The following is a 12,148-nucleotide window of genomic DNA, read 5'->3' as shown; positions in this document are numbered from 1 at the left end:
GAATTATAATGGTTGAAAAAACATTTACAATTACATCCTCAGACGGTGTACACGCTCGTCCTGCCACAGTTCTTGTTCAGAACGCTGGTAAATACGAGTCTGATATTAACTTGCACTACAAAGAAAAGTCTGTAAACTTGAAATCCATCATGGGAATCATGAGCCTAGGCATCCCAGCAAACTCTGAAGTGAAAATCACTGCAGAAGGTAGTGACGAACAAGAAGCAATCGATCATTTGGAAACAACAATGAAGAATGAAGGTTTGGGGGAATAAAGGCATGACACAGCTTCAAGGTATTGCAGCTTCCAGCGGTATCGCTATTGCTAAAGTCTATCGTCTGGAAGCTCCAGACCTCTCTTTCAGTAAATCAGATATCGAACAACCGGAACAAGAGGTTAAACGCCTCCACGAAGCTTTGGATATTTCTAAGTCAGAGCTTGAAAAGATTAAAGAACACACAAAAAAATCACTAGGCGATGAGCATGCAGAGATCTTCTCCGCTCATCTATTGGTCCTCAGCGACCCTGAACTAATCAAACCGATCGAGGATAAAATCAAAAGCGAAAATGTAAATGCAGAGGCTGCTCTTTCGGAAACGGCCAATATGTTCATTGACATGTTCAAAAACATGGATAACGAATACATGCGTGAACGCGCTGCAGACATTCATGATGTGACCAAACGTGTGATGGCTCACTTACTGGGAGTGACTTTTCCTGATCCCGCATTGATTAATGAGGAAGTCGTCATCGTTGCTGATGATTTAACACCTTCCGATACAGCTCAGTTGAATAAACAGTTTGTCAAAGGGTTCACAACTGATATCGGTGGTCGTACCTCGCATTCTGCAATCATGGCCCGCTCGCTTGAGATACCAGCTGTAGTAGGGACTAAGAATATTACTTCTCAGGCTCCCAAAGATACAATGGTCATCGTAGATGGCATTAATGGTGATGTGATCATTGATCCAACTGATGCTCAAATCGAAGAGTACAAGCAAAAACAAGATGATTTCGAGAAACAAAAGCAAGAGTGGGCAAAGCTAAAGGATGAAACAACTGTCACATCTGAAGGGGAGCATGTTGAGCTTGTAGCTAATATTGGTACTCCCGAAGATGTTCAAGGTGTGCTCAACAACGGTGGTGAAGGTGTAGGTCTTTATCGTACAGAATTCCTCTACATGGGGAAAAGCCAGCTTCCGACAGAAGAAGAGCAGTTTGACGCCTACTCTTCCGTTCTTAAGCAAATGGGGGACAAGCCTGTCGTCGTCCGTACCCTTGATATCGGCGGAGATAAAGAACTGGACTACCTCGACCTGCCTGAAGAAATGAATCCATTCCTGGGTTATCGTGCGATTCGTCTTTGCCTGGAACGCGATGACATCTTCCGTGTCCAACTTCGGGCATTGCTGCGTGCAAGTGTCCATGGAAATTTAAAAATCATGTTCCCGATGATAGCGACACTTGAAGAGTTCCGTCAGGCAAAAGCGATTCTTGAAGAAGAAAAAGAAAACTTGAAGAGCGAAGGGAAAGAAATTTCTGATGAGATCGAAGTCGGTATGATGGTTGAAATACCAGCAACGGCTGTCATCGCACGTCAATTCGCTAAAGAAGTGGACTTCTTCAGTATCGGTACAAATGACTTGATTCAGTACACGATGGCTGCAGACCGTATGAATGAGCGGGTTTCTTACCTGTACCAACCATACAATCCTGCGATCTTGAACCTTGTGAATAACGTCATCGAAGCTGCTCATGCTGAAGGTAAATGGGCAGGTATGTGCGGAGAAATGGCTGGTGATGAAATCGCAATTCCGATCCTATTGGGGCTTGGGTTAGACGAATTCAGTATGAGTGCCACTTCCATCTTACCTGCACGTACACAAATCAGAGAGCTTTCCAAGAAAGAATTATCTTCATATAAAGACGAAATCCTTTCAATGGGCACAGCTGAAGAAGTTGTCGCTTTCGTGAAAGAAAAAACACAAACAAAGTAGTATTCTTATTCATTATGTGGGAAAATAGGTGTGTCCAGAGAAGAACTTCACCTCTGTTATGATCTAAAGAAAGAGATGTGTTTCCATGACATTTACGGTTATCATGCTCGTATGTATTGCTATTGTTTTGGGGATTGCCGCTATGTTCGGCATGGCTGTTTCAAAAGGTTATGATTACAAACACACCGTTGATCCTTTACCAGATGAGGATCACTTAAATGAAAAGAACAAGAAAGCTGACGCCAATTAAGCGTCAGCTTTTTTTGTTTCTCCACTGTCTATAATTTGCATCTTATTTTCAATGGGCGTTCTTTTTTTCGGATTAGGAATGCGAAGAGGATAACCCATCTGCAAAACCGAAACAAGCTTATAATCGGACGAATCAAGTCCGATATCCCGAACAAATTCATTATCATGTAAATATGGGCTTGTGGTCCATAAAACGCCTATACCTGCCTCCCACGCAAGTAGCTGAACGTTTTGGATATAAGCACACACAGCAGCATAGTCCTCTTCATACTTTCTTTGGTCAGGGTCACGCTCCATATAGACTAAAGCATGATGAGGGATATTGAGAAGAAACTGTCGGATTCCCTCTTTCATCTTATTGCTTTTTTGATGATCGTAATTGTTGAAAAAACCTTCTCTATCATAACTATCGATCACCTTTTTGGCATAGTCCATTTTCCCATCGCCTTGATAGAGCTTGATGCTCCATGGTTCTTTCATTCGATGGTTAGGGGCCCAGCAAGCCTTGGAAAAGATCTGCTTCAATACTTTTCGGTCTATTTGTTCATTTTTGTACTCATGAATAGAGCGCCGGTTTATAATCGCTTCTAACAGATCCATATGCTCACCTCATACAATCAGCAGTTTCGTGACTTGCTGGACCATTAGATAGGCCCATTCCCTTAAGAAGAAAGGCAACTTAGTTTCTAATGATTCATAAGCCGAATATTGGGTCGGGACCCCTTTTACATCCATCCCTTGGTTTTCTGCCATAATCACAGCTCTCTTCAAATGAAATTGATCACTGATCAATAGGAATGTATCGATGCTCTTCTCACCTGACACCTTTTTGGCATTTTTCAGGTTGTCCTCTGTCATTAAAGATCGATCTTCATATAAAATATCTTCCTTTGCAACTCCATGTGCGATGGCGTAATCTTTCCCTACTTCCGCTTCTGAGGAAGCAGCATTTTCACTCGTTCCACCTGTCAGCACTAAATATTCAACCTTACCTTCTTCATACAATTCAATCCCTTGTTTCAAGCGTCCTTCAAATACGGGACTAGGCTTCCCATCCCACTGAGCAGCACCAAGGACAATAGCTGCATCAGCCTCAGGTATCTCCTCTTCTTCTCCAAAGGTCCATACAGTGTAACCAGTATAAAGCCCATAGAAAAGGCAAATAAGAAAAACAATTTTAACCAGTCGTTTCATGAATGATTTTCTCCTACTCCTGTTTGTCTAACATTATCATATCATAGAAAAAAGCCTCCCTGAATCATCAGAGAGGCTCATTTGCGAATTTATTTATTCAAGTTATAGAACGCTTTTCCGCCCGCATAGGTAGCTGTTCCCAGTAACTGGTCTTCGATACGAAGAAGTTGGTTGTACTTCGCTACCCGGTCTGTTCGGGATGGAGCACCAGTCTTGATTTGACCAGCATTTGTTGCAACAGCGATGTCAGCGATTGTTGCATCTTCTGTTTCACCAGAACGGTGAGAGATGACAGCAGTGTAACCCGCACGTTTCGCCATTTCAATTGCTTCAAATGTCTCAGTAAGAGTACCGATTTGGTTCACTTTAATCAAGATGGAGTTCCCAATACCCTCTTCAATTGCGCGGCCAAGTTTCTCTGTGTTTGTAACGAACAAGTCGTCACCAACAAGCTGGATACGGTCACCAATGCGCTCTGTAAGAAGTTTTGTACCTTCCCAATCGTTCTCATCAAGACCATCTTCAATGGAGACAATTGGATACTTGTTGACAAGCTCTTCATACCAGTCAACCATTTCTTCAGAGGTGCGCACGACACCTTCACCTTTAAGGTTGTATTTACCGTCTTCATAGATTTCAGAGGCAGCAACGTCCATTGCAAGCTTCACTTCAGCATCCGGCTTGTAACCAGCTGCTTCGATCGCTTCGATGATTGTAGATAGAGCTTCTTCGTTAGATCCTAAATCAGGAGCAAAGCCACCTTCATCACCTACACCAGTGTTATATCCTTTGTTACTAAGGACTTTTTTAAGAGAGTGGAAAATTTCTGCACCCATACGTAGAGCTTCTTTGAATGTTGGCGCACCGACTGGCATAACCATGAATTCTTGAATGTCTACGTTGTTATCAGCATGCTCGCCACCGTTAAGGATATTCATCATTGGTGTTGGAAGCGTAGCTGCCGTGAATCCACCAAGGTACTTATAAAGTGGAAGACCTACTACATCAGCAGCAGCATGGGCAACAGCCATGGAAACACCAAGGATTGCGTTTGCACCTAAGTTTCCTTTGTTTTCTGTACCATCAAGTTCTCTCATCATTTGGTCAATGATTACTTGCTGAGTGACATCCATACCTAGAAGGTTTGGAGCAATTTTTTCATTTACGTTATCCACAGCGTTTTGGACACCTTTTCCAAGGTAACGTTCCTTGTCACCATCACGAAGTTCTACAGCTTCATATTCACCTGTAGAAGCACCACTTGGTACGAGGGCCGTACCGAAAGCTCCGGATTCTGTATAAATTTCAACTTCAACTGTTGGGTTGCCGCGAGAGTCCAGGACTTCGCGTGCATATACGTCAGTAATGTAAGGCATTAATATCTCTCCCTTATTTTTTAATTAATGATTTTCCTGTCATTTCTTCAGGTTGTTCAACATTTAACAGTTCAAGAAGGGTTGGCGATAAATCACCTAAAACACCGCCACTACGGAGTTCTGCACCTTCTTTTGTCACAATTACCGGTACAGGATTAGTTGTGTGGGCCGTCATGGCATCTCCTTCTAAGGTCGTCACCTCATCAGAGTTTCCATGGTCAGCCGTAATGATGGCATGGCCACCCTTTTCCTGTATTTTGTCTACAACTTTACCAAGACATTCGTCCACCGTCTCGATCGCTTTAATGGTCGGTTCAAGCATCCCTGAGTGACCAACCATGTCCGGATTAGCGAAGTTAAGAATGATTGCGTTATGCTTGTCTGCATCCAGTTCGCTCAGCAAAGCATCTGTTACTTCATAAGCGCTCATTTCCGGTTTTAAATCATAAGTCGCGACTTTAGGTGAATCGATGAGGATGCGCTCTTCCCCTTCGAATTCTTGCTCACGGCCGCCACTCATAAAGAATGTCACATGCGGGTACTTTTCAGTTTCTGCAATGCGGAGTTGTTTCATATCATTATCTGCTAAGACTTCTCCTACCGTATTTTTCAAATCATTCGGAGGAAAAGCTATCTTACTTTCAACTTTATCACTGTACTGTGTCATACCAACGAAATGGAGTTGTTTGGGTGCTTTATCTCCACGCTCGTAATCTGTAAAGTCATCGTTAGCAAAGGCACTTGAGAGTTGGATAGCACGATCCGGACGGAAGTTAAAGAAAATGACACTATCTTCATCTTCTACCGTTCCAACTGGCTTGCCGTCTTCATCAGTCAAAACGACAGGCTCCACGAATTCATCATAAATATCTTTTTCATAAGAATCATCAATCGCTTTGATTGGATCCTTGTATGTCGGGCCTTCACCGTAGGCAATCGCGTCATAAGCTTTCTTGACACGCTCCCAACGATTGTCACGGTCCATCGCGTAATAACGACCTGATATTGTTGCGAGCTGACCGACACCGACTTCATCAACCGCTTCTAATGTCTGTTTAAGATACGTTTTAGCTGATTGTTGACCAACGTCACGTCCATCTAAAAAGGCATGGATGAATACTTTTTCCAACCCTTCACTTTTAGCAAGCTTCAACGTCGCAATCATATGATCGATATGACTGTGAATTCCACCATCAGAAAGCAAACCGAAGACATGAAGCGCCTTGCTTTTCGCTTTCGCTTCACGTACCGCGTTAAGGAGAATCTCATTGTCAAAAAAGTCGCCTTCACGGATAGAAAGGTTGATACGAGTCAAACTTTGATAAACGACGCGACCTGCGCCGATGTTCAAATGCCCGACTTCTGAATTACCCATTTGTCCTTTAGGAAGTCCGACAGCTTCCCCACACGCCGTTAACTCGGAGTGTGGGAACTTGTTCCAATAACGATCAAAATTAGGTGTGTTCGCTTGTTTGACGGCATTTCCTTTCTCTTCATCCCGAAGAGCATATCCATCAAGGATAATCAATGCAGCCAGGTTTTGCTTACTCATGCTTACCTGCCTCCACAAGTTTTAGGAAAGAATCAGCTTCCAAGCTTGCTCCACCTACGAGAGCACCATCGATGTCGGACTGAGATAGAAGCTCATCTACATTCGCAGGCTTCACACTGCCGCCGTATTGAATACGCACAGCTTCTGCAGCTTCTGCATTCACAAATTCACTGACCACTTTACGGATGTGTGTACATACTTCATTTGCTTGCTCGGAAGTTGCTGTACGTCCTGTGCCTATCGCCCATATCGGTTCATATGCGATGATCGTTTCTGCACATTGTTCGTTCGTCAGACCATCCAATGCTTTTTTCACTTGTGTTTCCACTACGTCCATCGTTTGATCTGCTTCACGTTGATCAAGGGACTCACCTACACAAACTATTGGAGTTAAACCATGTTTGAAAGCAGCATGGACTTTTTTGTTAACAAGCTCATCTGTTTCTTTGAAAATTTCACGGCGTTCAGAGTGGCCAAGTACAACATATGTGACCCCAAGCTCTTTCAGCATAACTGGACTGACTTCACCAGTGAATGCTCCGCTTTCTTCAAAATGCATGTTCTGAGCACCGACTTTCAGGCTTGTGCCTTCTGTCGCTTCTACGAGTTTTTGTAGAAATGGGAATGGAGCACAAACAACAGATTCCACTTGATCAAAAGAAGGAACCTCGTTTTTAGTTGTTTGAATGAAATCTTCCGCTTCGCGATGAGTTTTATTCATTTTCCAATTTCCTGCAATCACTTGTTTACGCATATCTGCTTCACCTCTCCTTATTTATTTATCGTTCAGTAGTGCCACACCAGGAAGTTCTTTACCTTCCATGAATTCAAGGGATGCGCCACCACCTGTGGATACGTGATCCATATCATTTGCGTAACCGAACTTCTCTACAGCCGCTGCCGAATCTCCTCCACCGATAACTGTATAGCCATCTGTTTCAGAAAGAGCATTTGCCACCGCTTTAGTTCCGTTAGCAAAAGATTCAAGTTCAAATACACCCATTGGTCCATTCCAAATGACCAACTTGGATTCTTTGATGATCTCCGCATATTTCTCTCTTGTTTTCGGACCAATGTCCAAGGCTTCCCAATCAGCAGGAATACTGTCAATCGCTACCTCATGTTTATTGGCAGAATCAGAAAAGTCATCTGCTACAATAACATCCTCAGGCATATGGAAATGGACACCTTTGGCTTCTGCTTTCTTCATATACTCTTTTGCCAAGTCAATTTTATCTTCTTCTAATAGAGATTTACCGATTTCGTGACCTTGTGCTTTCACAAACGTGTAAGCAAGTCCTCCACCAATGATCAAGTGATCGACTTTATCAATCAGGTTGTCGATGACCCCGATTTTATCTTTAACTTTCGCACCACCGATAATTGCTGTGAATGGGCGCTCAGGGTTGGAAAGTGCTTTTCCTAATACATTGATTTCTTTTTCCATTAGGAAACCAGCTACAGCAGGGATATGTTCAGCTACACCAGCTGTAGAAGCATGGGCACGGTGAGCAGCACCAAACGCGTCATTCACGTAGAGGTCTGCCATATCTGCGAATGCTTTCGCAAGGTCTGCATCATTCTTTTCTTCACCTGGATTGAAGCGGACATTTTCGATAAGGAGTACATCGCCATTTCCCATTTCAGAAATAGCCTGGTTCACTTCATCTCCGTATACTTCATCCGTTTTTGTTACTGTTTGACCTAAAAGGTCGCTCAGGCGGTTCGCCACTGAATCAAGACGAAGTTCTTCAACGACTTCCCCTTTCGGACGTCCAAGGTGACTTGCAAGAATGACTTTGGCTCCGTTCCCTGTCAAGTGCTTGATTGTCGGGAGAGCAGCTTTGATTCTGGTGTCGTCTGTAACTTCTCCACCGCTCATCGGTACGTTGAAGTCGACACGGCAGAATACCGTTTGTCCATTCACTTCAACATCACGGATTGTTTTCTTATTCATAGAATGACAACCTCCTTGGTTTGTGGTCAGGTTCATCGCCTGCCCCATATGTACGTTTCCACGTATATCAACTATGAAAACGCCGATAAGCAGGAACCGAAAAAACATGGATAAAGGAGGAGGACATGAGACCCCCTCCTTTCCATCATTTTCATAGTATTTTCAAATATGGCTCAGATATTACAAGCCTTGGTTTTTAAGGTAAACGGCTAGGTCTACACAACGGCTGGAGTAACCGAATTCATTGTCATACCAAGAAACAACTTTAACCATGTTGTTTTCTAGAGTAAGTGTAGAAAGGCCATCGATTACAGAAGAGTGCGTGTTGCCATTGTAGTCAGTTGAAACAAGTGGCTCATCGCTATAACCTAGAATTCCTTTAAGTTTGCCTTCTGCTTCTGCTTTAAGTGCTTCATTCACTTCCTCAGAAGTAACGTTTTTATCTAATTCAGCAACGAAGTCTACGATAGAAACGTTTGCTGTCGGAACACGCATAGCCATACCGCTAAGTTTACCATCAAGTTGTGGAAGAACTTTTGCAACAGCTTGCGCAGCACCAGTAGTTGTCGGGATGATGTTTTGAGCAGCTGCACGAGCACGACGGTAATCCTTATGTGGAAGATCAAGAATTTGCTGGTCGTTCGTGTAAGAGTGAACTGTAGTCATCATACCGCGTTTAAGACCGAATTTCTCATCAAGAATCTTCGCATACGGCGCCAAGCAGTTCGTCGTACAAGAAGCGTTAGAGATAACGTGGTGAGAATCTTTGTCGTACTGGTCTTCGTTAACGCCCATTACGATTGTAAGATCTTCTTGTTTAGCTGGAGCAGAGATGATAACTTTCTTAGCACCTGCATCCAAGTGTTTCTTAGCATCTTCACGTTGAGTGAAGCGGCCTGTAGATTCGATTACGATATCTACACCAAGATCTCCCCAGCCAAGTTGAGCTGGATCTTTTTCAGAAAGCACTTTGATTTCATTTCCACCTACGATCAGGTTGTCACCGTTAGTCGTAACCTCTTCAGAAAGAGTACCGTGAACAGTATCATATTGCAGCAAGTGTGCAAGCATGTTCGCATCAGTCAAGTCGTTAACCGCTACTACCTCTACATCGTCATTTTTCAATGAAGCACGGAAAACGTTACGTCCGATACGTCCAAAACCATTAATACCAATTCTTACTGTCATGCAAAATTCCTCCTTGGATGATAAAAATCATTTTATTTAAAGGGATAACTCCCTTATTAACTCTTGTGCAGCACCTTCATCGGTGATCAGGACATTACTTTGTCCTGGTTGGAAATAAGATGCGATGGCTTGTGCTTTAGAGCGACCACCAGCAACAGCAATGACATGTTTCGCATGCTGCAAGTCTTCCAGTTGAAGACCAACGGTGCGAACCTTGTGAACGATTTCACCTCTATTGTTGAAATAATAACCGAAAGCCTCGCCAACAGCTTCATGCTTTCTGATTAATTCCAGTTGTTCTGAAGAGGTTTTTCTACGCTCTGCCATCGTCAATGCGTCCCCTACGCCATGGATGACGATTTCTGCATGACGGATGATATCAAGCACTTCCTTAATAGAAGGCTCTTCTTTGATGGTTTGATATGATTCCTCACTTAAAGGATCAGGTACATAAAGAAGACGATAATCACCTTTTGCTTTCTTTGCCATTTCTGCACAAATCGTATTAGCCTGGTTTTCTACTCTCTCACCCAAGCCTCCACGTGCAGGTACAAATAAACATTGATCAGCTCCATTGAGCGGAGTCATCATTTGTGCTACCGAAGCCATGGTCGTACCACCAGTAATGGCGATCGCCTCATTCGGACTCATATGCGTTTTCAAATATTGGACACAAGCTTTTCCCATCTCTTGTTTTACCCAATCGAGTTCATCACTATTACCTGGAACAACAACGACATAGTCTAGGTTTAATTTATCCTTTAATTGCTGTTCTAAAACCTTAATCCCAGTAGATTCCTTGATAAACTCGGCTAACTGTTCGAGAATGTTCTGCCCTTCATAACTTAAATGCATACCTCTGGACGTAATCTCGACAGCCCCTTGCTTATTCAAAAAATCAACCTCGCTACGGACGGTGCGCTCCGCTAATTCAACGTTCTCTGCCAGAGCTCTACGCCCTACAGGCTGCATAATCTGAATGTAATACAGCAGCAGATAACGCCGTTGAATAACGTCCAAGACATCGGGGAATAATTTTTTTTGTAAGTCGATGAACGCTCTCATGGAAAAGCTCCTTTTTGAAATGGTTCCACCTGGGATGTATTACGTCCCAGCTAGTCATATTATGTCCCGCTCGGAGCAAAAAAATATCTCATTTCAATTTTTATATTAACAGTGGGGGTCTCTACACGCAAGCGGAAACCATTACGTTTTTTATTGTAAACGCTTTTCCAGCTCAAAGTAGTCGATAGACCTATAATCCAATTCATAATTGCCAATCTTTAAGACAGGTACCTCAAACATGTAATTCTCCAGGAGAACGGGATCTGTTTCAATGTCGATTTCGATAACATCCACATTGAATAAGGAAATAAGGTTCCTTACCTCTTCGCACAGAGGGCATTTATTTCTGGTATACAAGATAACTTCTGACACAACAATCACTCCATTAAGCTGTTCTTATTAATCTGTTAAACCCGCTGTTGAACGTCACGTACGTATTCGGGAAATCGGTTCCGATATTTCTGGAGAGTTCATGAGAAGAAAAAGTCCGGTGTTAAATCTCGAGAAATGGTCTTTTCCATCACTGTGTTAAATTCAAGTTAATAATCATTACAATTAGACACGTAATCATCAACCATTCTGGTAATCCTTTAGTAGAGCTTCTTTTGCCGAAGAGAGGACTTTGTTATACGGTACCTTCCCCCGAACCACCATAAATAATCAATCCGCGATGAGGGGGCTCGTGTAACTGATGCTACGCTATACTAATCCAGTCCTATTATAAATGATTGAACAAAAAAAGGACACGCTCTAGGAGGCATGTCCTTTATCATCATAAAAACCATTATCAATTTTCAGTTTTCTTTTTTGTAAGAAATCCGCTAACTCTCCGCATGCATAGTTCTCAGGTGTTCTCTTCAACGATTCATAATTAAATGACAATTTTTGTTGTTGCTGCATGTCGAACACGTGGATCCGTCTGTCTTCAGAAATTTCCTCAGTTGACAACAGTTTGTAACGGATTAGGTTTGTCATAAATACCCCTTTTCTGTTCAAAGCGAAAAGTCTTTTATTACATAAAATAATAATAACATAAGTAAAGGGTATTAGAAACTACATCGAGATAACAAAAGAAAAAGACATCTTAGTGTAATTTATGTGTGATACTTGCGTAATGTATTTCTAGATAACATTTATGCAACTGCTTTTTCCACTTATATTATACTGAAAAAATATAATGTGAATTTCGACATAAAAAAAGGTCTTCCTATAAAAGAAGACCTTTTTCGACAATGTTCAGCGCGCCCGAGAGGATTCGAACCTCCGACTGACGTAGAACCGGAATCTACCGCTCTATCCAACTGAGCTACGGGCGCAAAAGTGACATGCATTTAATATTATAATTAGATTCATTGAAAAACGCAACCCTTTTATTAAGTTCGTTTTTATATGAATTCAAGGGGGCTCTTCTATATTAATGAAAGCATATATATTGAGCGGTCTTGAAAATTCCTGTTCACTTCATATAGCTATAAAACACGTTACACGTTTATCTGAAAAATATTAGGGTATGATGTTAGAAGGAATCTTAACAAAAGAAAAATCACTGGAACATCACTAGAGTTTACA

The 12,148-nt window shown here is 42.3% G+C and carries 13 protein-coding genes and 1 tRNA gene; 3 read left to right on the top strand and 11 right to left on the bottom strand.

All coding sequences use genetic code 11. From position 1 onward, the window contains the following. Window positions 1-8 precede the first annotated feature (8 nt). The 3 genes from ACTWPX_RS11550 to ytzI all read left to right on the top strand — a co-directional run bounded on the left by ACTWPX_RS11550 (window position 9) and on the right by ytzI (window position 2,248). Window positions 9-275: a phosphocarrier protein HPr gene (locus ACTWPX_RS11550; protein ID WP_128526045.1), complete on the top strand. Its 267-nt coding sequence runs from the start codon at window positions 9-11 to the stop codon at window positions 273-275. A 4-nt stretch (window positions 276-279) separates the two neighbouring features. Continuing rightward, the gene (ptsP, locus tag ACTWPX_RS11545) at window positions 280-1,998 is read left to right on the top strand and encodes a phosphoenolpyruvate--protein phosphotransferase (RefSeq protein WP_443119895.1); all 1,719 of its coding nucleotides are present in this window, start codon (window positions 280-282) and stop codon (window positions 1,996-1,998) included. 85 nt (window positions 1,999-2,083) lie between these two features. Beyond that, window positions 2,084-2,248 (top strand): YtzI protein, encoded by a 165-nt coding sequence (gene ytzI, locus ACTWPX_RS11540; protein ID WP_443119894.1) that lies wholly within the window; start codon window positions 2,084-2,086, stop codon window positions 2,246-2,248. Here the strand turns inward: ytzI and ACTWPX_RS11535 are convergent. From ACTWPX_RS11535 to ACTWPX_RS11485, 11 genes are all read right to left on the bottom strand, one after another. Further along, on the bottom strand, window positions 2,245-2,847 hold the full coding sequence (locus ACTWPX_RS11535) for a nitroreductase family protein (RefSeq protein ID WP_443119893.1): 603 nt from the start codon (window positions 2,845-2,847) through the stop codon (window positions 2,245-2,247). The two genes, ytzI and ACTWPX_RS11535, sit on opposite strands and share 4 nt — an antisense overlap. Window positions 2,848-2,856: 9 nt before the next feature. Next, window positions 2,857-3,441, bottom strand: a complete 585-nt coding sequence (locus ACTWPX_RS11530) for a YdcF family protein (RefSeq protein ID WP_443119892.1) — start codon at window positions 3,439-3,441, stop codon at window positions 2,857-2,859. A gap of 89 nt (window positions 3,442-3,530) precedes the next feature. Further along, window positions 3,531-4,817, bottom strand: a complete 1,287-nt coding sequence (gene eno / locus ACTWPX_RS11525) for a phosphopyruvate hydratase (RefSeq protein ID WP_443119891.1) — start codon at window positions 4,815-4,817, stop codon at window positions 3,531-3,533. Window positions 4,818-4,830: 13 nt separating this feature from the next. Continuing rightward, complete coding sequence (gene gpmI, locus ACTWPX_RS11520) at window positions 4,831-6,369, bottom strand: 2,3-bisphosphoglycerate-independent phosphoglycerate mutase (protein ID WP_443119890.1); 1,539 nt, start codon at window positions 6,367-6,369, stop codon at window positions 4,831-4,833. Beyond that, on the bottom strand, window positions 6,362-7,123 hold the full coding sequence (tpiA, locus tag ACTWPX_RS11515) for a triose-phosphate isomerase (RefSeq protein ID WP_443119889.1): 762 nt from the start codon (window positions 7,121-7,123) through the stop codon (window positions 6,362-6,364). The genes gpmI and tpiA overlap by 8 nt, the downstream gene beginning before the upstream one ends. 21 nt (window positions 7,124-7,144) lie before the next feature. Then, complete coding sequence (locus tag ACTWPX_RS11510; protein ID WP_443119888.1) at window positions 7,145-8,326, bottom strand: phosphoglycerate kinase; 1,182 nt, start codon at window positions 8,324-8,326, stop codon at window positions 7,145-7,147. Window positions 8,327-8,506: 180 nt separating this feature from the next. Further along, window positions 8,507-9,514, bottom strand: coding sequence for a type I glyceraldehyde-3-phosphate dehydrogenase (gene gap, locus ACTWPX_RS11505; protein ID WP_443119887.1), 1,008 nt, complete (start codon window positions 9,512-9,514; stop codon window positions 8,507-8,509). A gap of 36 nt (window positions 9,515-9,550) precedes the next feature. After that, window positions 9,551-10,579: a sugar-binding transcriptional regulator gene (locus ACTWPX_RS11500; RefSeq protein WP_443119886.1), complete on the bottom strand. Its 1,029-nt coding sequence runs from the start codon at window positions 10,577-10,579 to the stop codon at window positions 9,551-9,553. Window positions 10,580-10,729: 150 nt separating this feature from the next. Next, window positions 10,730-10,951: a glutaredoxin family protein gene (locus ACTWPX_RS11495; protein WP_443119885.1), complete on the bottom strand. Its 222-nt coding sequence runs from the start codon at window positions 10,949-10,951 to the stop codon at window positions 10,730-10,732. A 378-nt stretch (window positions 10,952-11,329) separates the two neighbouring features. Next, window positions 11,330-11,554, bottom strand: a complete 225-nt coding sequence (locus tag ACTWPX_RS11490) for a hypothetical protein (protein ID WP_128526033.1) — start codon at window positions 11,552-11,554, stop codon at window positions 11,330-11,332. A 265-nt stretch (window positions 11,555-11,819) separates the two neighbouring features. Continuing rightward, window positions 11,820-11,895: transfer RNA gene (locus ACTWPX_RS11485), tRNA-Arg, on the bottom strand. Window positions 11,896-12,148 lie beyond the last annotated feature (253 nt).

Source organism: Halobacillus sp. H74, from assembly GCF_052246715.1.
In the GTDB taxonomy this organism is placed as follows: Bacteria; Bacillota; Bacilli; order Bacillales; family Halobacillaceae; genus Halobacillus; species Halobacillus litoralis_A.
Note: the sequence above shows the minus strand (reverse complement) of the source record. Positions and strands in the feature narration are given on the sequence as shown.